This window comes from Nocardia sp. NPDC058666 (assembly GCF_042714895.1).
Lineage (GTDB): Bacteria > Actinomycetota > Actinomycetes > Mycobacteriales > Mycobacteriaceae > Nocardia.
Map to the genome: position 1 here is coordinate 268821 of NZ_JBHXRY010000002.1, position 19940 is coordinate 288760.

The 19940-nt window shown below is 67.1% G+C and carries 16 protein-coding genes, 1 tRNA gene and 2 pseudogenes; 7 read left to right on the forward strand and 12 right to left on the reverse strand.

All coding sequences use genetic code 11. The annotated features are described in order from the left end of the window. Positions 1-4: 4 nt before the first annotated feature. From ACFWVD_RS07870 to ACFWVD_RS07890, 5 genes are read right to left on the reverse strand one after another with little or no spacing between them, the layout of a single operon-like run. Entirely contained in the window at positions 5-685 is a 681-nt protein-coding gene (locus ACFWVD_RS07870; RefSeq protein ID WP_379241251.1) for a TetR/AcrR family transcriptional regulator, read from the reverse strand. A 21-nt stretch (positions 686-706) separates the two neighbouring features. Next, the gene (locus ACFWVD_RS07875) at positions 707-1720 is read right to left on the reverse strand and encodes a phosphotransferase family protein (RefSeq protein ID WP_379241252.1); all 1014 of its coding nucleotides are present in this window, start codon (positions 1718-1720) and stop codon (positions 707-709) included. After that, positions 1713-2495, reverse strand: a complete 783-nt coding sequence (locus ACFWVD_RS07880; protein ID WP_379241253.1) for an SDR family oxidoreductase — start codon at positions 2493-2495, stop codon at positions 1713-1715. The genes ACFWVD_RS07875 and ACFWVD_RS07880 overlap by 8 nt, the downstream gene beginning before the upstream one ends. A gap of 1 nt (position 2496) precedes the next feature. Next, the gene (locus ACFWVD_RS07885; RefSeq protein ID WP_379241254.1) at positions 2497-3702 is read right to left on the reverse strand and encodes an acyl-CoA dehydrogenase family protein; all 1206 of its coding nucleotides are present in this window, start codon (positions 3700-3702) and stop codon (positions 2497-2499) included. Positions 3703-3728: 26 nt separating this feature from the next. Then, the gene (locus ACFWVD_RS07890) at positions 3729-4550 is read right to left on the reverse strand and encodes an SDR family oxidoreductase (RefSeq protein ID WP_379241255.1); all 822 of its coding nucleotides are present in this window, start codon (positions 4548-4550) and stop codon (positions 3729-3731) included. Positions 4551-4718: 168 nt separating this feature from the next. Between ACFWVD_RS07890 and ACFWVD_RS07895 the strand changes: the two genes are divergently transcribed. Beyond that, positions 4719-4792: transfer RNA gene (locus ACFWVD_RS07895), tRNA-Asp, on the forward strand. A gap of 45 nt (positions 4793-4837) precedes the next feature. Here the strand turns inward: ACFWVD_RS07895 and ACFWVD_RS07900 are convergent. From ACFWVD_RS07900 to ACFWVD_RS07910, 3 genes are read right to left on the reverse strand one after another with little or no spacing between them, the layout of a single operon-like run. Then, positions 4838-5815, reverse strand: a complete 978-nt coding sequence (locus ACFWVD_RS07900) for a hypothetical protein (RefSeq protein ID WP_379241256.1) — start codon at positions 5813-5815, stop codon at positions 4838-4840. Positions 5816-5824: 9 nt separating this feature from the next. Continuing rightward, a complete protein-coding gene (locus ACFWVD_RS07905) occupies positions 5825-7108 on the reverse strand; it encodes a hypothetical protein (protein ID WP_379241257.1) in 1284 nt (427 codons plus the stop codon). Beyond that, positions 7108-7485, reverse strand: coding sequence for a hypothetical protein (locus ACFWVD_RS07910; protein ID WP_379241258.1), 378 nt, complete (start codon positions 7483-7485; stop codon positions 7108-7110). Before ACFWVD_RS07910 ends, ACFWVD_RS07905 begins: the two co-directional genes overlap by 1 nt. Before the next feature lie 151 nt (positions 7486-7636). On the opposite strand from ACFWVD_RS07910, the gene ACFWVD_RS07915 reads away from it, so the two are divergent. Both ACFWVD_RS07915 and ACFWVD_RS07920 read left to right on the forward strand, forming a co-directional pair. Beyond that, positions 7637-8320, forward strand: a complete 684-nt coding sequence (locus ACFWVD_RS07915) for a GAP family protein (protein WP_379241259.1) — start codon at positions 7637-7639, stop codon at positions 8318-8320. A gap of 123 nt (positions 8321-8443) precedes the next feature. Continuing rightward, a complete protein-coding gene (locus tag ACFWVD_RS07920; RefSeq protein ID WP_379241260.1) occupies positions 8444-9163 on the forward strand; it encodes a polyprenol monophosphomannose synthase in 720 nt (239 codons plus the stop codon). Positions 9164-9220: 57 nt separating this feature from the next. Here the strand turns inward: ACFWVD_RS07920 and ACFWVD_RS07925 are convergent, their stop codons facing one another. From ACFWVD_RS07925 to ACFWVD_RS07935, 3 genes are all read right to left on the reverse strand, one after another. After that, the gene (locus ACFWVD_RS07925) at positions 9221-9655 is read right to left on the reverse strand and encodes a DUF6069 family protein (RefSeq protein WP_379241261.1); all 435 of its coding nucleotides are present in this window, start codon (positions 9653-9655) and stop codon (positions 9221-9223) included. Between the two features lie 83 nt (positions 9656-9738). Then, complete coding sequence (locus ACFWVD_RS07930) at positions 9739-11151, reverse strand: HAD-IB family hydrolase (RefSeq protein ID WP_379241262.1); 1413 nt, start codon at positions 11149-11151, stop codon at positions 9739-9741. Then, the gene (locus tag ACFWVD_RS07935) at positions 11151-13568 is read right to left on the reverse strand and encodes a glycerol-3-phosphate 1-O-acyltransferase (protein ID WP_379241553.1); all 2418 of its coding nucleotides are present in this window, start codon (positions 13566-13568) and stop codon (positions 11151-11153) included. The genes ACFWVD_RS07930 and ACFWVD_RS07935 overlap by 1 nt, the downstream gene beginning before the upstream one ends. 95 nt (positions 13569-13663) lie before the next feature. Between ACFWVD_RS07935 and ACFWVD_RS07940 the strand changes: the two genes are divergently transcribed. Both ACFWVD_RS07940 and ACFWVD_RS07945 read left to right on the forward strand, forming a co-directional pair. Beyond that, on the forward strand, positions 13664-14440 hold the full coding sequence (locus ACFWVD_RS07940; protein ID WP_379241263.1) for a DUF2127 domain-containing protein: 777 nt from the start codon (positions 13664-13666) through the stop codon (positions 14438-14440). Between the two features lie 115 nt (positions 14441-14555). Continuing rightward, a complete protein-coding gene (locus ACFWVD_RS07945; protein WP_379241554.1) occupies positions 14556-15812 on the forward strand; it encodes a salicylate synthase in 1257 nt (418 codons plus the stop codon). A 129-nt stretch (positions 15813-15941) separates the two neighbouring features. Here ACFWVD_RS07945 and ACFWVD_RS07950 read toward each other — a convergent pair whose 3' ends face one another. Beyond that, the gene (locus tag ACFWVD_RS07950) at positions 15942-17561 is read right to left on the reverse strand and encodes a (2,3-dihydroxybenzoyl)adenylate synthase (RefSeq protein WP_379241264.1); all 1620 of its coding nucleotides are present in this window, start codon (positions 17559-17561) and stop codon (positions 15942-15944) included. Between the two features lie 119 nt (positions 17562-17680). Between ACFWVD_RS07950 and ACFWVD_RS07955 the strand changes: the two are divergent. Together ACFWVD_RS07955 and ACFWVD_RS07960 are read left to right on the forward strand one after the other, a co-directional pair. Then, positions 17681-17893 (forward strand): annotated as a pseudogene (locus tag ACFWVD_RS07955) (phosphopantetheine-binding protein); the annotation flags it as partial. Positions 17894-18055: 162 nt separating this feature from the next. Beyond that, positions 18056-19876 (forward strand): annotated as a pseudogene (locus ACFWVD_RS07960) (condensation domain-containing protein); the annotation flags it as partial. Positions 19877-19940: the final 64 nt, after the last annotated feature.

Here is a 19940-nt window from a genome sequence, read left to right on the forward strand (position 1 = left end):
CGTTTCAGGGCATGCGCAGCGCGTTCGCCCACAGCCGGGACACGGTGTGGACAACTTCTTCCATCGGCAATTCCTTGCCGTCCACCCGGCCGTCATCGGCGACGAAGTAGTTGAACGCCATCCGGCTGACCATCCCCGACAGCGCCCGCGACGTCAGCAACGGGTCCAGATCGGCATCGGCCAGCCCACGCCGCTGCAGGTCCGCGATGCCCCGCGCGTTGCGCCCGATGAACGCGTCGGCGCGCTTCTGCCGCAGCTTCCCGAACTCGGGATCGATGTGCGAGACCTGCTCGAGCAGAGCCATCAGTTTCGCGTTGCGCGCGTACGCCTGGAAGTAGGCGAGATTGGCCGCTTCGATGATCGCCGCGGGGTCGTCGTCGCCGGTCACATGCGGCATCCCGGGGTGCATCATGTCTTCCTGGGCGTGTTCGAGGATCGCCGCGAAGATCTCTTCCTTGCCCGCGAAGTAGGTGTAGAAGGTGCCCGACGAGCAGTTGGCTTCCTGGGTGATGTCGATCAGCCGGGTGTCGAGGTACCCCATCCGTTCGAACACAGTGCGCCCGGCCGCGATCAGCGCGGCCCGCGTCCGCAGGCCGCGCTGAGTGGCGGGCAGTTCACGCAGCAACGAGGTGCGCGCCATCGAAGGCGGCGCGCCCTCGCCGTCGTTTTCCGCGTGTCGTTCCATAGCTGTAGTTATATACCGGCCTCAGATACCCGCGTCGTCGGCGATGCGCACCGCAAGCGCCACGACGGAGTCGATCCGCTCGACGGTCGGGGTGCCCGCCGCGGCCTTGTTCTCCGGGGTGTCCATGGCCCGGCGCAGCACGCCCTCGGCGATGATCGCGACCTTCCACAGACCCAGCACATGCCAGTACCGCAGCGCCTGCGCGTCGCGACCGGTCTGCTCGAGGTAGAGCTTCGCCAGTTCCGCGCGACGCGGGAATCCGTCCAGTGCCGAGGCGGGGAAGTCGCCGCCGATGTCCTCGCCGGGTTCGACCCAGTAGGCGAGCATGCTGCCCATATCGGCCAGCGGGTCGCCCAGGGTCGACAGCTCCCAGTCCAGCGCGCCGATCACTTCGCCGGTGTCGTGCGAGGTGATGACGTTGCGCAGGTGGAAGTCGCCGTGCACCAGGGTCAGCTCACGCTGTTCCGGCATGGCCGCGACGAGCCTGCGGGTGAGGTCGTCCAACGCGGGCAGTTCGCGGGTCTTGGACAGTTCCCACTGCCCGCCCCAGCGCTTGAGCTGACGTTGCGCATACGGCTTGTGACTGGCCAGATCGGTCAGGCCCACCGCATCCAGATCCACGGCGTGAATCTTCGCCAACGTGCTGATCAACGATTCGCCGATGGCCGTACGACGTTGCGGGGTAAGGGATTCCGCGATCGGCATGGTGTCCAGCACCTGCCCGTCGATGAACTCCATGAGCACCATCGGCGGCTCGTGGCTGACCCCGAGGATGCCCGGCGCGGGCACGTCGGTGTCGGCCAGCGCGGCCATGATCCTGGCCTCGCGCACCACGTCGTGCGCCGAGGCCAACAGGTGGCCCAGCGGCGGTCGACGCAACACCCAGCGCCGGTCGTCGGCATCGCGCACGAGGTAGGTGAGGTTGGATTGCCCGAGGCCGATGCGGTCGAAGCGCAAGGGCGCGGTGTGTTCGATGCCGAGGGTGCCGAACCAGTCGGTCACCGCGGTCGGGTCGATGGCGAGCGTGTCAGACACCGAGCGCTGCTCCCCGCTGGAACATGGGCGCGTAGCCCAGTCGCTGCCCACCGTCGATGACCATGACCTCACCGGTGACCCAGCTGGCCGCGTCGGACACCAGGAACGCCACGGCGGCGGCGATATCGTCGGGTTCGCCGATCCGACCCAGCGCGTTGGCACCGGCCACGGCGGCCTCATGGTTCTTCCACAGCGCCTCGGCCAGTTTGGTGCGCACGACACCGGGCGCGACCGCGTTCACGCGCACCTTCGGCGAGAGCTCCAGTGCCATCTGTTTGGTGAGGTGGATGATGGCCGCCTTGGACGCGTTGTAGAGCCCGATATTGGCCTCGTGTCCGAGTCCGCCGATCGACGCGGTGTTGACCACCGAACCGCCGTGCTCGCCCATCCACGCCCGGTGCACCAGCGAGGTCCACAGCACCGGCGCCCACACGTTCACGTCGAAGATCTTGGCGAAGCGGCCGTGATCCTGGTCGATCACGGGTCCGAAGGCGGGGTTGGTGCCCGCGTTGTTGACCAGGATGTCGATGCTGCCGAAGCGCTCGAGCGTCAGGTCCACGCAGCGCTGCGCGGCTTCCTCGTCCACCGCGTGCGCGGCGACACCGATGGCGGTGCCACCCACCTGCGCGGCGGCGGCGTCAGCGGATTCCTGTGTGCGCGAGGTCAATACGACATTGCCACCGGCGGCCGCGATGGCCTGCGCGACGGCGAGGCCGATCCCGCGCGAGGCGCCGGTGACGATGGCGGTGCGGCCGGTCAGATCCAGTCCGGTCATGTCAGTTGCTCTCCTTGATGCGGTACTTGTTCAGTTCCTGGCGGGCGATGGCGCGCTTGTGTACCTCGTCGGGGCCGTCGGCCAGGCGCAGGGTGCGCAGCTTGGCCCAGGCTTCGGCCAGCGGGAAGTCGCCGGTCACCCCGCCAGCGCCGTGGACCTGGATGGCCCGGTCGATGATCTTCAACGCGATATTGGGCGCGGCCACCTTGATCGCGGCGATCTCGGTGCGCGCGGCCTTGTTGCCCACGGTGTCCATCAGGTACGCGGCCTTGAGGGTGAGCAGCCGGACCATTTCGATGTCGATGCGCGACTCCGCGATCCAGTCCTGGATGTTGGCGTTCTCCGACACGGGCTTACCGAACGTGACCCGCGACTGCGCGCGCTTGCACATCAATTCCAGTGCGCGCTCGGCCATCCCGATGCTGCGCATGCAGTGGTGGATCCGGCCGGGTCCGAGGCGCGCCTGGCTGATCGCGAACCCCTCGCCCTCACCCGACAGCACGTCCTTGGCGGGCACCCGCACATCGGCGAAGTCGATCTCGGCGTGCCCTTCGCGTTCCTGGTAGCCGAACACCGGCAGCCCGCGCAGGATGGTGACGCCGGGCGCGTCGATCGGGACCACCATCATCGACTGCTGACGGTGCGTCGCGGCGGTGGGATCGGTCTTGCCCATCACGATCATCACGCGACAGTTCTTGTGCAAAGCGTTGGTGGCGAACCACTTTCGGCCGTTGAGAACGTAGTCGTCGCCGTCGCGCACCATCGACAGTTCGATATTGGTGGCGTCGGAGCTGGCCACGCGCGGTTCGGTCATCGCGAACGCCGAGGCCATGGTGCCGTCCAGCAGTGGCTTCAGGTACTTCTCTTTGTGCTCGTCGGTGCCGAACAGTTCCAGCACTTCCATGTTGCCGGTGTCGGGGGCGTTGCAGTTGCAGGCTTCGGCGGCCAGGTGGCTGCGGCCCATGATCTCGGCCAGCGGCGCGTACTCGAGGTTGGTCAGGCCGGGTCCGCGGCCGGGGTGCGGGTGGAACAGGTTCCACAGGCCGCGGCGCTTGGCTTCGGCTTTGAGGTCTTCGATGATCGGCGGCTGGAAGTGCGGGTCGCCCGATTCCCGCATCTGCTCTTCGTAGACGGCCTCGGCCGGATAGACGTGTTCGTCCATGAAGTCGAGCAGGTCTTCGCGGTATTTCTTCGCGCGGTCGGTCATTTCGAACACGGTGTACTCCTGTGTTGTCAGTGGTTGTCGGCCAGCAGGGCGGCTTGGTAGCGCCGCATGCCTTTGAGCCAGCGGTCGTAGTCGGAGCCCTTGTGGCGGTACATGTCCAGTACCTGCGGGTGCGGCAGGATCAGGAACTGCTCGTGCTCGATGGCTGCCAGGACGATCTCGGCGACCTCGGCGGGTTCCAGGACATTGCCCGCGGACGTGACCGCGCGGGTGGCGGCGGCGCCCAGCGCTTCCCCGGACTCCTGCCCGGCGTAGAGCAATTTGGTGTTCACACCCATCGGGCACAGGCAGCTCACGCGCACGCCCTGATCGCCGTAGGTGACATTGAGCCATTCCGCGAAGCCGACGGCGGCGTGCTTGCTCACCGAGTAAGTGGCGGAACCGATTTGGGTGAGCAGGCCGGCGGCCGAGGCGGTGCTCACGAAGTAGCCCTCACCGCGCTGGACCCACTGCGGCACCAGCAGCTGCGCCGCGCGGATGTGCGCACGCAGGTTCACATCCAAGGCCAGGTCCCAGTCGCTGTCGCTGACGTCGAGGCCGGGGGCGCCGACGATGCCCGCGTTGGCGAAGTACAGATCGACCGGTCCGAAGTGTTGCTCGGCCGTGGCGATCAGACCCTCGATCGCGGCGGTCCCGGCGACGTCGGCACCGACCCCGACCGCGCTGTCGGGATGCTGCGCAGTGATCCGCGTGGCCACGTCCAGCGCGCCCGCGCCGTCGATATCGGCCACCACCACTCGCGCCCCGGCGGCGACCAGGGCGGTAGCCAACGCGGCCCCGATTCCAGCGCCGCCACCGGTCACGATGGCTACCTTCCCAGCGACATTCACTCTGTGATTCCTTCGATCCGCGAGGGTGCGATTGTCAGAAGTTGACGTCAACTTCAAGTCTGCTCAGCTTGGGTGACAGGGGACGTAATGTCAATCACGCCGTCGGGAAGACCCGGCGTGACGGGCGCTCGAGGTGCCATGTACAGTCTCGGTACTGAAAGCAATCATGGCCCTGTAGCGCAGTTGGTTAGCGCGCCGCCCTGTCACGGCGGAGGTCGCGGGTTCGAGTCCCGTCAGGGTCGCTGCGCAAGTCCCCCACACCGCATCAGGTGTGGGGGATTTTCGCGTCATAGGCGGTGGTTGATGCTGGTGATTCGGTGTCGGCCGGGGGACACCTCGGTGGTGCGCATGACCTGCTCGACCTTCTCCACGGTGGCGTCGCCGGGCCATTTCTGGTGGATGGTCACGTTCCACAGCGACGGATCGTCGGCCTTGGTGATGTGGATGCAGTACTTCACACCCAGCGGCAGGGTGCCGATGCCCGCTGCCAGGGCGGACGCGTTGCCCACGTGGGCGTCATCGGTGACGAACGAGCGGGCCTTGTTTGCGTCGCGGTCGACGTAGTAGCTGTATTCGAAGCCCAGGATGGCGCCTTCGGGGCTGGCGGTGTCGCCGCGTTCGGCGCTGATCGTGATCGAGGGCGTGCGAAAGGACTCGCAACCCGACAGTGCGTGGGCCGGGAGTGGCGGCGTCGAAGTTGTTGTCCGCGTGTTGGATACGGCGGCCTGTACCTGCGGTTTGTCGCTGGGGCCGAGGAAGATCGTCGCGGCCAGGCCCAACACGACCACGAAGATCCCGGCGCCGACGACGCCCTTGATGGCGGCAGCGGCTCTGGTGCGGTTGCCGCTGTCGTCGTAGCGTTCGTCGTCGTAGTTCTTGCGGGGACGGCGCGCGATCTGGCCGCCGCCGCCGAAGTCCTTGAGGCGGGGCAGGACTGGCATTTCCACGCGGTCGCCGCTTTGTTCGGTGGCCGTGGTGGTGGCCCAGTCGTTCCAGTCGACATCGTCGGTGCGCTGGGGTGGGTCGTCGTCGCCGGTCCAGTCGTTCCAGTCGCCGGTGAAACCGTCGTCGTCCGGGTTTCGGCGGGTGGGCTGAGGGGTGTCGTCGAAGGGTTCCGGGTCCGGTGGGGGCCAGGTTTCGGGGTTGGTGCCGATGGTTTGGGGTTCGGCTTCGCGACGTCGTCTGCGGCGTCGTTTGCCCTGGGGGCGGCGGCCGGGCGGGGTGGGGTCCGGCGACGAGAAGTAGGCACCGAACGGGTTGTCCATGCGGGGTTCCTACGCCGGCGCCGGGACGACTCCCGGTTGGCCGTGTTTGGGTGCGGCGGAAGGTCTTTCGGTTTCCTGGTCCTGTTGCGGGCGGGCCGGGGGGACTACGCCGCCTTGCATCGGTGGCTGGGATGGGGCGGGGGTGCTCTGTTGTTGTGGCTGTGCGGGTTTCGGGGCTTCCTCCGACTGGAACGGGGCGACCGGTGCTGGGGTTTCCGGCTTCGGGACAACGCCGCCCGTGCCGCCGCCTGGGTAGGTGCCGCCGGGATTCGCGCCACCGGAATTCGTGCCTCCGGGGTTCGTGCCGCCCAAGCCGCCGAACAGCGTATTGCCGTTGGTGCCACCACCATTGGTCGACGGTGCGGTGGGGTTGGTGCCCGCGGGCGCTGTCGCGGTGCCCTCGGTACCGGCGGCATTCGCGGCGAGCGTGTCGATCCCGGTGGTCGCCAATTCCGCGCCCTTGTCGATCCCGTGCATCGCCACTTCGGCGATCTTGTCGATCAGATGCGTTCCGAACGTCACCCCGGCATCGATAGCCGCCGTTCCCAACGACACCCCACCGTCGATCAGCGCCTCCTGCAAGGCGATCTGCGCAGCCGTTGCCGGATCGAGGTTGTCGGTGTCGTCATCCCACGACGAGGTATCCGACCCACCCTTACCGAGCACGTAGACCCCCGGCGCCACCTCCGTCGCACCACTGGGCACGGTCACCCCATTGGTCCCACCCAGATCACTGGTGAGCCCCTTGGTATCTCGCGTGTACTGATCCATCTCGGTACTGGCATTCCCGACCACCCCCACGGCTTCCGAAATGGCCTGCTCGGCCAGCGCGACTATCGCATCCAGGTTGTTCTCGTTCACCGCGGGCGCGGCAGCTTTCGCCTTCTTCCTGAAGTCCGCGATGATCGCCTCGACCTTGGTCGCCGCGGTCGCCTGCGTCGAATGCGCCTGCTCCAACAGCGAACTCAGCTTCGCCCCACGATCAGCCGCCGCCGAAACCTCGGTCGCGGTCCGCCTGATCGCCGGCGTCGCGGGTGCGGCGGTCTCGGTCGACTCCAGCGCATACAACCCGAGCCGATGCGGGTCCTCGGTCGCGTTCGTGGCGGTCGAGGCCGAGGTCAGCGCGGCAACCGCCGCAGCATCAGGATCAGCAGAAGTATTGCTCCCCAACGACTTACGCAACTCGAGCAACGGCACTTCCAACAACGCGATCACCGGCGCGATCTTCGCCTCGGCCTCCGCAGGCGAAATAGTGCTCACCGTGGTCTCGGTAACCAGCGACTTGGAACGCATCACGCCACCTCGCTCTCGGCCGCACGCAGATCCCGAGCCACCCCGGCATCGATCCCGATCACACTGTCCCCGAACCGATTCAAAATGTCCTGATACGCGGCAACCAGATTTCCCGCGGTACTCAAGGTCGAAGCGTGCGCACCCGCGGCCTGCGCCCAAGCGGCGGCGAACTCCCGCCCGAGCACCCCCAGCCCGGAAAGATCCACGCCCGCAGCGGTAGTGGTGTCATCGGCGGCACTGCCGAGAAGTTCGGAAACCCGAGCCGCCGCACGCTGATAAGCGTCGAGCGCTGCCGGGTCGAAGGCCATTTCTGCCACGATGTCTGCCCCTTCACGATCGCGGATCACCAGCTGGGCCGGCCCCAAAATCGTAACCACCCAGCGCAGTTTGCGGGGCAGTCCCGCCCAGATGGATGCATCGATCTCGAGCCCCCGCAGGTCACGGACCTTTCATCGCGAACCTTCGTGGTGCTGGTGTGACTGACGAGTCGGTGGCGGCAGCTGACCAGCGAGTAGGGTCGCCCACGTTATGTCTGCCGCACTGCTCGCCATGCTCGGCCTGGCCCTGATCGACGCGCTCGATGTGCTGCTGGTCGCGATCACCACGGCCGTGGTCGCCGATGCGAGGCTGCGACGACGCTCGCCGATCACCGGTGTCCTCAGTTTCCTCGCCGGGGTTTTCGCGGTCTCCGTCGCGTTCGGCGTGTGCACGGTGCTGGGCATCGACTTCCTGGTCCGACTGCTGGACTTCGACCTGACCCCCACGGTGCGCTACTGGGGTGAACTGCTGATCGGTCTGGTGCTGATCACGGTGGCCGTGCTGCCCGTCGGCGCCTCTCCTCCGACGGGCCGGCGATGGGTCGAGCCGGTGCGAAAACATCCCGGGCTGATGGCAGTGATCGGATTCACTCTCGGCCTCGCGAAGGTGCCGACCTCCGTGCCGTTCCTCGCGGCACTGGCCCTGCTGTCCGCGCAACGTCCGCTGCCGGTGGTGTGGCCGCTGATCGTGGCGGGTTACTGCGCGGTGGCCTTGCTATTACCGCTGGTTGTGCTGGCCTTGGCGATGCGAACAACGCCGCGTGCCCGACGGGTGTATCGGGTGCTGGTGCGGGGTATCACCCGCTTCGGACCGCCGGTGGTCCGTGTCCTTTTCGTCGTCTTCGGCATCGGATTGGTCATCGATGCGGTAGTGCACAGCGGCCACCTGTGGTGAGTTCCCGGCGCGGCCACTCAGGAATGTGTCAGGGGGATCTAGTACCGTGATAACGAATTGATGACATGCTCCGCCCCGGATCCTGGGTTGCGGGGCTTTCCAGGTGAGCAGGGAGGGCGACCCTTGAGGGTTACCGTTGTTGTGCCGACCTACAACGAGCGGGAAAATCTGCCGGTGGCGGTCGAGCGGCTGACGGCGCTACAGGTGCCCGATCTGCACGTGCTGGTGGTGGACGACAACTCACCCGACGGCACGGGTGATGTCGCTGACAAGTTGGCCGCTGAGCTGCCCAATGTGGTGAGCGTGCTGCATCGCACCGAGAAGGACGGCCTCGGCCGGGCCTACATCGCGGGCATCACTGCCGCGCTCGACGAGGGCGCCGACGTGGTCATCCAGATGGATGCCGACCTGTCGCACCCCGCCGAGGTCATTCCGGCGATGCTGGAGAAGCTGTCCGCGCCCGAGGTCGGCGTGGTGCTCGGTTCGCGTTACGTGCCCGGTGGCGAGGTCGCCGCGGAGTGGAAGTGGTACCGCAAGGCGCTGTCGGCGTGGGCGAATTTCTACGTGAACCTGATCCTGCGCCTGCGCGTGAAAGACGCGACCGCCGGTTTCAAGGCGTGGAAGGCCGCCACCCTGCGCGATATCGACGTGGCGTCGATCCGCAGCAACGGCTACTCGTTCCAGGTGGAGATGAACTACCGCGCGATCAAGAAGGGTCACACGATCGCGGAGGTGCCGATCCGTTTCGAGGAGCGCACCATCGGCGCGTCGAAGATGAGCCTGAAGATCCAGCTCGAGTCGGCGATGATGCCGTGGAAGCTGCTGTTCGGCCGTTCGGTGTAGTTTTCTGACGCGAGAAAGGCCCCGCCGATTTTTTCGGCGGGGCCTTCTTGCTGTGGGTCACTTGGTGGTGATGCCGCGCCGCACACCTTCCAGCGCGATCACCATGATCGGCACCAGCACCACGTGCATCAGCGACAGTGCGATGGTGGAGGCGGTGTCGAAGTCGGCGGCGATGGTCATCGCGATGGTCCCCAGCGACAGCACCGAGCCGACCACGGCGGCGGTGCGCAGCACGCCGCTCCACAGGTAGGAGATCAGCACGGCCACGGTCAGACCGATCAGGACCGGCACGGTGGACATCAGGATCACGCCGCCGGGGGCGACAGAGCTGACAACGCCCTTATCGGTCATCTCGAACGAACCGCCTGCGGCGGCGCCGATTGCCCAGATGATCAGGTTCACGACAACGGCGACGGCAGCGGCGCCGAGTACGGCTACGGGCCGGTTCAGTGCGGGGACGGTGTAGGTGGTGGGGGCGGTGGTGGTGGTCATGATGTTCTCCCTCATTCGGTGATGAGAACAATCATGAAACCCAAACTAATGTTGAGGTCAAGCACTTTCCTCAGGGAATATTCTCAGAGTTCGGTAGGCCAGTCCAGCAGCGTGTTCTCGAACAGCTGTCGCACGCCTTCGACCTGGGCATCCATGTCGGCCGGGTCCCATTCCGACACGTCGATCGGCGGCAGAATCGCCACGTCGACAATCCCCGAACGTGCGATAGGTGAGTCCCGCCAAGCGATTTCGCCCGAGTTGCGCAGCACCACCGGGATCACCGGCACCCCCGCCTGGATGGCGATGTGGAAGGCGCCCTTCTTGAACGGCCCGACGCCGGGGGTGAACGACCGCGTCCCCTCGGGCGAGACCGCAATCGACAGCCCGTCACGCAGGGTCGAAACAACCGGGCCCAGTGAGGCTTTCGCCGCCTCGGTATTGGAACGGTCGATGAAGGTGACGCCGACGAACCGCATCAGCGGCCCGAACAGCGGGTGATTGGCCAGTTCCTTCTTGCCGATGCCGGTCACCGCACCGTCGAGAACCTTCGGGACGATGATCACGTCGAACTGGCTCTGATGATTGAACAGGAACACCGCGGGCCTTGGCGCACGGGCGTTTTCGGCTCCGATCACTCGCAGTTGCACGTCGATGGCGGCCAGGGTGGCGGTGGTGGCGTCGTGCATGAGCGCGTCGGCCATCGACTGCCGCTTGCGCGTGTAGGACTTGCGCAGCACGCCGACCAGCGCGCCACCGATGAGTCCGGCGAATCCGGCCAGGGTGCGCAGGTAGTCCAGCAGGCTCGGCGCTTGCCTGAGGCGGAAAGTCAGTGTGGGCCAGTCGTTCTCGTCGGCGATCTCGGCCAGGCCGGGGTCGGGGTCGATCACGGTCGGGTGTTCGGCGAGGGCGAGCAGAGCCAGGTCGGTCACGCTGTCCGCGTAGACGTAACCGATTTCCAGCCCGTCAGCGAATTCGATTACAGCCGCGGCCTTTCCGGCGCGCCACAGTGGCGTCCCGTCCGGGTGGCCGGTCAGCACTCCATCCTGGGTGGCGAGTCGCGTGCACAGCACGTTGTCGATACCCAGCCGCTCCGCAACGGGCTGAACCTGGAACCGCGTGAGCTCGCTGACCAATATGACTGTGTGCCCGGCCAATTGGTGCGCACGTACGAGCTGCCAAGCCTCGGGGAACAGGCGACCGTAAATCTCCTTGCCGAAAGCCTTACGTCCCAACTGCTCCATCTCGGACTCCGAAGCGCCCGCCCACGACCGCTCGACGGCTTGCAGGAACCGCCCGTAGTCGCCGTCACTACCGCCGCGCTGAATACCGCCCAGCAGCGTGGCCATCCGTTCACCACCGCGTCGGAAAACCTTGTCCACCACGCCTCGTCGCGGCAGCCCATCGACCACTGTGCCACCGAAATCGAACACGGCGGCGACCTGCGCACCTTGCGGTCCCGACCGGATCGCGGCCACGGCTTCGGCGAGAGTGCTCATCAGTTCGAGTTCCTGTTCGATGGATCGAGGGAGGCCGCGCGGGCGATGCGTTCGCCGAGGTCGCGCAACTGATCGGCGAAAGCCTGGCGCTTCTCGATCAATTCGGCTTCGGCACCCTCGGCGGCGGGGGCGATGAGTCCGTGATTGTCGGCCAGTTTCCACGCGCTGGTGAACAGTTCCGACGATACCGACTCCGGGCTGTGCAGGCGTTGCTGCAACAGCATCTGCTTACCCACCGCCACGCATTCGTCGATGAATTCCTTGCGGTCGATGACGGCGTCGGTGGGCTGGGCGACCAGCCGCTCGGCCACCACCAGCTGCGCGTCGAAGAACGACCGCAGCACGCGATGGGCCATCACGAACCCGGATTCGGTGACCGCGCCGAGGAATTGGCGATCGAGCCGGTCGTCGGGAGTGTGCTCGTCCCATTCGGGCACGATCAGCCGCACCTCCTCGATGATCTGGTCGGCGAATTCCTGCCGTTCGGGGAAGAAGAACTCGAATTTGAGCAGGTCGCGCAGCGCGAACGCCGCCTTCCACGCCGAGCGCAGCGGGTCGTCGCCGGGTTGTTCCACCGCGGTGAGCGCGGCCAGTTCGAGGATGGCGCGGTTGACGAACCAGTGCACGGCGCTGTTGCGGTAGAACGCGGCCTCGAGGTGCGCGCCGGGTTCGATCGCGTACACGGGTTCCAGCCCGCCGCGATACACGGTGACCACGCCGGCCAGGGCGAGCTGTTCGAGCACGACCGCCAGGCTCTGCTCGTCACGCAGCTTGGACAGTTCACCGGCGGGCAGGCCGCGCTGAGTGATGTAGCCGAGCACCGGGTCAAGGACCGTGCGGACCTGGCCGAGGGTGAGGGCTCGTTCGTGCACGCCGAGCAGGGCGAGGGTGACCAGCGCGTTGACGGTGATCGGCGTGACTTCGTTGATGCCGACAGCCACGTCGAAAGCCAAGCGCTGCACGGCTTTCTGTTCGGCAGCGGACAGGGTGTGTTCGTCGGGGACGCTGGTCGTGCCGGTTTCGGTATCGCGCAGCGGGATGGTCACCGGTCGTGGGTCGAGGGGGTCGCCGTGCACGCCCAGCCGTTCGCGTGCCGAAATCGCCTCGCCGAAGCGCACATACACGCGTCCGGCCGAATGCTGTTGCAGTCGGACGTATCTCGCCAGCCAGCCGATTCCCTCCGGCTTTTTCTTGCCACCGGCCTGTTCGCTGGCAATCGCGCCCAGCTCGTTGAGTCGCTCATAGGTGATCGACACCGGCACCAGCATCACGTCGTCGACGCGACGCGAACGAACCGCTGCGGCAAGGTAATTGAGCAGCCCGTAGCGCGGCGGCCGCAACTTGCCGGTCCTGGTGCGCCCACCTTCGAAGTACCACTCCATGTTGAAGCGCTTGGCCAGCAGATAGGCGAAGTACTCCTCGACGACCGCCTTGTACACCTCGTCGTCACCGAAGCTGCGCCGAATGAACACCGTGCCGGTGCGACGCGCGATCGGCCCCATCGGCCAGAAGTTCAGGTTCGCACCACCGATCACGTGGTTCGGTGGGAAGTCGTTGCGCGCCAACACATCACCCAGCACGAACGCGTCGACGTAGGAGCGGTGTGAAGGCAGGAACACCAGCGGATGTTTGCGGTTGAGCTTGCGCAGCGCGTCCAGCCCGCGCAGATCGGTGTCGACCTTCCACGTCGACGCGTGCACCGGCCGCATCGCCTGCGTGAACAGGTCCGACACCAGCCGACTCTGCGCCGCGACCAGTTCGCGCAACGCCTTCTCCGCGCTGCGGTAGACCTGGTCGGGTTCGGAGCCGATCTCGTCGGCGATGTAGTCGAGCTTGCGCTGGAACTCGGGGGAGTCCAGGATCTCCTCGGCCACCAGCTGCGGCACCTTGTAGCGGTCGCCGATCACGGTGCGTTCGGCGCGTTCGAGCGCGACCACCGCCGCACGCACCACCGCGCGCGCGAACGGATCGGCCGAGCCCGCCCGCAGCAGTGCGGCAGCCTCGGGATGGTTGGTGCGCAGCGCGCTCAGGCGAGCCGGGGCGCCGACGAGTACGCGGTGCCGGTCGGGTTCGGTGCGCAGCAATCGGCGCTGGACCAGCCGGTTGGGCTTGCGCGGGTTGGTGAGCATGGCCATGTCGGCGAAGGTCACCCGGCGCACGCCGTCGCGTTCGGGCGGCAGCCACAGCACCCGCACCGGGACGACCAGGGGGTCGTCGTGCCTGCCCGCCAGGCGTTTGGCGATGGCTTTCGCGTCCAGGTCGAGCTGGGTCACCGGGGCCATCGAATCGATCTCGGCGTTGAGCCCACCCTGCGCGATCCACTCGCCGATCACTTCGCGTTCCACGCCCGACGCCGCGTCGACCAGTGCGACCACCGAGTCCGTGCGCGGGCCGCGTCGCCCACCGTTGTCGATCATTGCTCCATTCAAGCCGCAGTTCAGGTTGCGCGCATCGAACTTCGACCACAGCGCGTTGTCCGGGCGCGTGGCGGCCACCGGCTTAGGCTCGGCGAATGGACTGGGCTCTACGCACCTGCAGCCTGCACGGTCACTACACCTACGCGCCCGACGAGCCGAAACTGCGCGACCGGTTGCACGTGCGCACCGTGGCCGGGACGGCGTGGCGGTGCCTGCGGTGCGGGACGTTCGTGCCCGGTGAGCCGGTGGGTTCCGGGCCCGCGGACGAGGCGCCCGAGGTTCCGCGCGGGCAGTTGCTGCGCGACCAGTGGATTCTGAAACTGCTGGCGTTGGACCGCGGGTTGCACGGCGTGCTGATGCTGGTCGGCGGCCTGCTGGTGCTGCGGTTCCGGTCCACGCGGGAGAGTCTGCGCGACAGTTTCGGACGCGACCTGCCCCTGTTGAGACCGTTCGCCGAGCAGATCGGCTGGAACCTGGACCACTCGCACCTGGTGCACTGGGCCGACGACCTGTTCTCGCTGTCGGGGACAACGCTGCTGCTGGTGGCGATTTTTCTGTTCTGGTACGCGGGGCTGCACTTCGTGGAGGCGGTCGGGCTGTGGTTGTCGAAGCGGTGGGGTGAGTATCTGTCGGTGATCGCCACCAGCGTGTTCCTGCCGCTGGAGATCTATGAGCTGATCGAGCGGGTCACCGTGCTCAAGGTGTTGATGTTGCTGGTGAACCTGGCGGCGGTGGTCTGGCTGGTGTGGCGCAAGCGGCTGTTCGGGGTGCGCGGCGGGTGGGCGGCGTACCACCGGGAACACAGTGAGGCCAGCTTGCTCAGCGTGGAGCGCGCGGCAGTGGCGAAGGATACTGCGCACGAGGCTGGCTAAATGCGGAGGTAATGCTAACCTAACTGGCGAGTTGGGTCGGGATTATCTTGGAGGATCGTTGTCGTCGACGGAACAGCCCGTGCGGGTGGAATATGTGACCGATCCAGCGGCAGCGATGTCGAGCTTGGCGGCCGCTGACCGATTCGGCGAATATGTGATGTACGAGCAGCCCGGTGAATGGGTGTTCGCGGCCGATCCGCTGGGCAGCGTGGAGTTGGACGCGGGGGAGTTGCGCACCGTATGGGGTGGGCAGACCACTACGCGGGCGTGGACCGGCAGTCCAGCCACTGCCGTCTCCGCTGCGCTTGCCGAGCTGCCGTTGGACGGCCGAAATGCCTTCGGCTGGATCGGGTTCGAGTTCTGCGCGTATTCGCTGTCGGCGACGCGTTATCTCAATCCGCTGACCTCGTTGGTGCACTTGATGATTCCGCGGATCGAGGTGCGCATCGATGCCAGTGGGGTGCGGATCAGTGGTGCTACGCCCAACGAGGCGTGCGATATTCACGATCTGATCGCGGCCTCGCAGGGTGTCGACCTGCCGGTCGCGTCGCCGGTTGATGTGCGCGTGGATCCGACCGGGTACGAGAGTCGGGTTGCGTGCGCTGTCGACGAAATCCGTTCCGGCAGTTACCAGAAGGTGATTCTGTCGCGGAAGGTCTCCTTGCCGTTCGCGGTCGATGTGCCCGCTACCTATCGTCTGGGTCGGGCCAACAACACGCCTGCTCGCTCGTTCCTGCTGCGGCTGGGTGGGTTGGAAGCGGCCGGGTTCAGTCCTGAGTTGGTGGCGTCGGTGGATGACGATCGCATCGTCACCACGGAGCCCTTGGCGGGTACGCGGGCGTTCGGGCTCGGTGCCGAGGCCGATGGTGCCGCCCGCGCGGAACTGCTCGCTGATCCGAAAGAGATTGTGGAGCACGCAATCTCGGTGCAGACATCCTTCGCGGAGATCGCTGAGGTAGCCGTGCCGGGGACGTCCGCTGTCTCCGACTTCATGGCGGTGCGTGAGCGCGGCAGTGTGCAGCACCTGGCCTCGACGGTGCGTGGCACGCTTGCCGCCGACCGCACGGCATGGGACGCGCTCGAGGTGCTGTTCCCGTCGGTGACGGCTTCCGGTATCCCCAAGCGTGCGGGGGTCGACTCGGTGTTCCGTAACGATCACGATCCGCGTGGGCTGTATTCCGGTGCGGTGGTGTGTGTTTCGCCGACCGGCGCTTTGGAGGCGACGTTGGTGTTGCGGGCGATCTATCAGACCGGTGAGGGTGCGTGGTTGCGTGCCGGGGCGGGGATCGTCGGGCAGTCGCGGCCCGAGCGTGAGTTCGAGGAGACGTGCGAAAAGCTGGGCAGCGTAGCGCCTTACGTGGTCAAAGCTTGACCGCCTCCCCGCGACTCCAGCCGGTCGCGGGGTGCGCTAGGCATGGGCGCCGGGCCGACGGTTTCGGTGGTGGTAACTCGCCGGGCGTTCCCGGCGAGTTACCCATGTTCGTGCGAGATCAGTTCTCACTCAGCCGTGCAGGGCGCGCAGGGCCTTCTTGTCGATCTTTCCCACCGCGGTGATCGGCAGTGAATCCGCTTGGCGGACAACGTCGGGGAGCTTGTAGGTGGCCAGCCCGCGTTCGGTGAGGAAGGCTTTGATCTCGCCCAGTGTCGGCAGATCACCGTTGACAACGAGGACCACACAAGCCTTTTCGCCCAGTGAGGCGTCGGGCAGGCCGACCGCCGCGGCATGTCGGACGGCGGGGTGGGCGAGCAGGTGCTCCTCGAGTTCATCGCAGGAGATGTTCTCGCCGCCCCGGTTGATCACGTCCTTGATTCGGCCGCTGACCACCAGGTGTCCGCTGGGGAGCTGACGGACCAGGTCGCCACTGCGGTAGAACCCGTCAGGGGTGAAGGCGCGCGTATTGTGTTCGGGCGCACGGTAATACCCGCGCAGCGTGTAGGGGCCGCGGGTGAGCAGTTCGCCCTCCTCGCCCTGGGCGACATCGTTGCCGTCGGCGTCGACCACCCGCAGTTCGTCAGCGGGGGACAGCGGTCGACCCTGTGTGGTGCACACCAGCTCTTTGTCGTCGTCCAGGCGCGTGTAGTTGAGCAGGCCCTCCGCCATGCCGAACACCTGCTGCAAGGTGCACTGCAACGCGGGCTCCACGTCACGGGCGTTCACCTCGGCCAACCTGGCCCCGCCCACCTGCAGCAGTCGCAACGAACTCAGGTCCGCATCCTCCCAATCCACTGCCGCACTCCACAATTGAGCAAGCGGCGGGACAACAGCGGTGACGCTCACGCGATGCTTCTCGATGGCGGCGAAGGCAGCTTCGGGGCTCGGATCCAAGGCGAACGCGATCGCTCCGCCGGTGGCGACGGTGCCGAGAATGCCGGGGCAGGCCAGCGGGAAGTTGTGTGCCGCAGGCAGAGTCGCGAGGTAGACGTCGTCGGCGGTGAGTTCGCACACCTGCGCACTGGCGGTGGCGTTGTAGACGTAGTCGTCGTGCGTGCGTGCGATCAGCTTCGGCAGGCCGGTGGTGCCACCGGAGACCAGCATCAACGCGATCTCGGCGGGGTCGATCTGTGGCAGCGAATCACCGTCGCGCGCAACCGAATCAAGAGCGATGAACCTGGTCGCAGGGTCGCCCGCGACCAAGACGTGCCGCAAGCTCGGCACCGCCTGCTGAACCGTCGTCGCGAGCTCGCGGTAGTCGAAGTCGCCCAGTCGATCCGGGATCAGGTAGGCGACCGCCTCCGACAGGGCGGCCAAGTGCTCGATCTCGGCGCGGCGATGCGCGGGCAGGGTGAGCACCGGAATGATGCCCGCCCGCAGCACACCGAACAGCACCGTCGCGAACTCGGGAATGTTGGGCAGCTGCACGATCACCCGGTCGCCGGGGTTGATGCCCAACGCGAGCAGCCCGTGCGCCATCCGATCGGCGGCCGCATCGAGCTCGGCATAGGTCTGCGCGCCGGCGTCGCTGAGCACGGCGGGCCGCTGCGGCTGGTCGCGCGCGGTGTCACGCAGCAGATCCCCGAGCGTGCGCCCGGTCCAGTAGCCGTCCGCGCGGTACTGCTGCGCGGCATCCTCGGGAAACGGGACGTACCCCGCGCGATGGCCTGCTACCGATGTCGACGTCACCTTTGTTACCTAACTCTCGCTAACCTGCATAGGTTAGGCAACCCTATCTGAGTGCAGTAGGCTGCCGTCGGGGAGTACCGAATCCGTCCGGTGGGCGGCGAGCAAGGAGTGATCGGCAGATGCACACAGCACCCGCAGGCGGCACCACCATCGACCGCGCCGAAATCCGCGCCGCGATCGCCCGCCACCTCGACGTCACCCCCGACACCATCGCCGACACCGACGACCTCATTCAACTAGGCCTGGACTCCATCCGCACGATGAAGCTCGCCGGCGCCTGGCGCAAACGCGGCATCGCCACAAACTTCGCCCTGTTGGCAGCCCACCCCACCGTCGAAGCCTGGCACGCGCTACTCAACGGCGCGGACCCCGAAGAACTCGCGGCGAGCGGCGCTGGTCGTGCGGGCGCTGATCCGACGGTGGATGGCGCGAGTCGCGATCATGGCACCTTCGAATCCGAAGGCCTCGCGGCACGCAGCGCTGGTGCTCGGTCGGTGGACAGCGCGAGTCGCGACCCCGACGAACGTGCGGTCCGCGGCGCCGGTGATGCGGATCGGTCGGTAGACAGCCCGAGTCGCGATCACGACGGCACCGACCCCGCAGGGCTCGCGGCGCATAGTGCTGGTGACGCGGGCGCTGTTTCGTCAGCGAGTAGCGCCAGCCGCGATCTCGGCATCGGGGGAGCCGATGCGGTTGTGCGGGCAGCCGATTCGACGGCGCAGAATGTGACCCTGGCTGTCGACGGTGCGTCGACAGCCGGCACGTCGGTCGCCGGGACCACCGACTTCGACTCCACCGCAGGCGAATTCGCCATCGTGCCCGACGACGGCACCCCCTTCGCGCTGGCACCCATGCAGCACGCGTACTGGATCGGCCGGTCAGAAGCGCAGGAGCTCGGTGGCGTCGCAGCGCACCTCTACGTCGAATTCGACGGGGCCGACGTGTTTCCCGAGCGGCTCGAGCGCGCGGTCGAGCAACTGCTGTCGCGCCACCCCATGCTGCGCACCCGGTTCCTGCCCGACGGCACCCAGCAGACCCTCGACCGCCCAGGCCGCGCCGTCTTCAGCGTGACCGACCTGCGCGAGGCCACCACGGCCGAAGTCGATCAACGCCTCGAGCAGTTGCGCGACGCCCGCACCCACCAGCGGATGGCGGTGGAAGACGGCCAGGTCATCGACATCGCCCTCACCCGCCTCCCTGACGCCCGCACCCGCCTGCACCTCGACGTCGACATGCTCGCCGCCGACGCCATGAGCTACCGCATCCTCATCACCGACCTAGCCCGCCTCTACCACGGCGAACAGCTCCCACCCCAGGACTACACCTTCCGCCAGTACCTGGCCGACCACGCGCCGAACAGCCAGGCGGGCAACGTAGCCTCTCCCTCGCTCGCCGACGAGCGCGCTCGCGACCGCGCCTGGTGGCAGAACCGCCTGGCCGACCTACCCGGCGCACCGGAACTGCCTCAGGCACAACACCTCTCGGACTCCACCCGCACCATTCGCCTACACCGCTGGCTCTCCCCGGAGGCCAAGGCGCAGGTCTTCGACGCCGCCCACGCCCGCGGCATCACCCCGGCGATGGCCCTGGCCTCGGTGTTCGCCGAAACCATCGGCGGCTGGTCGGCTCAGCGTCGCTTCCTGCTGAACCTGCCCCTGTTCCACCGCGAACCCGTGCACCCGCAGGTCGACGGCGTCGTCGGCGACTTCACCTCCTCGGTCCTGCTCGAAGTCGACGTCACCGAGCCCGCGACCGTCGCCGACCGCGCCCGCGCCTTGCAGCAACGCCTGCACGAAGCAGGCGCCCACTCCGCCTACTCCGGCCTGGAAGTCCTGCGCGACCTGGGCCGTCACCGCGGCGAACCGGTGCTGGCCCCCATCGTCTACACCAGCGCCCTCAACCTCGGCGAACTGTTCCCCGCCACCGTCACCGACACCTTCGGCACCCCCGTCTGGATCATCTCCCAGGGCCCCCAGGTCCTGCTCGACGCCCAGATCACCGAGGTCCGCGGCGGCCTCCTGCTCAACTGGGACATCCGCGAATCCGCCTTCCCCCCAGGCATGGTCGAGGCGATGTTCACCCGCTACATCGAAGCCATCGAGCGCCTGGGCGGACAAACCTCCACCGCAGCCGACGGCTCAGTGGTCGGCGGTGCGGGCTGGCTGGCCGAGGCCGGCGTGCGAATCCCAGTGGAGCAAGCGGCTGTTCGAGCTCGCGTCAACGCGACGGCGGGACCGGTCACCGGCGGCTTGCTGCACACCGGCTTCTTCGCCAACGCGGCGACGAATCCGTCTGCGCCTGCGGTGCTTTGGGAGCCCACCGGGCAACTCGCCGCTGCGGCGACGAATCCGTCTGCACCCGCGGAACCCACCGGGCAAC

Bases quoted from the DNA above. Each gene is read 5' to 3' on its own strand.
- ACFWVD_RS07870 (WP_379241251.1), bottom strand. From the start codon at position 685: ATGGAACGACACGCGGAAAACGACGGCGAGGGCGCGCCGCCTTCGATG.
- ACFWVD_RS07880 (WP_379241253.1), bottom strand. From the start codon at position 2,495: ATGACCGGACTGGATCTGACCGGCCGCACCGCCATCGTCACCGGCGCC.
- ACFWVD_RS07885 (WP_379241254.1), bottom strand. From the start codon at position 3,702: ATGACCGACCGCGCGAAGAAATACCGCGAAGACCTGCTCGACTTCATG.
- ACFWVD_RS07900 (WP_379241256.1), bottom strand. From the start codon at position 5,815: ATGGACAACCCGTTCGGTGCCTACTTCTCGTCGCCGGACCCCACCCCG.
- ACFWVD_RS07905 (WP_379241257.1), bottom strand. From the start codon at position 7,108: ATGCGTTCCAAGTCGCTGGTTACCGAGACCACGGTGAGCACTATTTCG.
- ACFWVD_RS07915 (WP_379241259.1), top strand. From the start codon at position 7,637: ATGTCTGCCGCACTGCTCGCCATGCTCGGCCTGGCCCTGATCGACGCG.
- ACFWVD_RS07925 (WP_379241261.1), bottom strand. From the start codon at position 9,655: ATGACCACCACCACCGCCCCCACCACCTACACCGTCCCCGCACTGAAC.
- ACFWVD_RS07930 (WP_379241262.1), bottom strand. From the start codon at position 11,151: ATGAGCACTCTCGCCGAAGCCGTGGCCGCGATCCGGTCGGGACCGCAA.
- ACFWVD_RS07935 (WP_379241553.1), bottom strand. From the start codon at position 13,568: ATGATCGACAACGGTGGGCGACGCGGCCCGCGCACGGACTCGGTGGTC.
- ACFWVD_RS07940 (WP_379241263.1), top strand. From the start codon at position 13,664: ATGGACTGGGCTCTACGCACCTGCAGCCTGCACGGTCACTACACCTAC.
- ACFWVD_RS07945 (WP_379241554.1), top strand. From the start codon at position 14,556: ATGTCGAGCTTGGCGGCCGCTGACCGATTCGGCGAATATGTGATGTAC.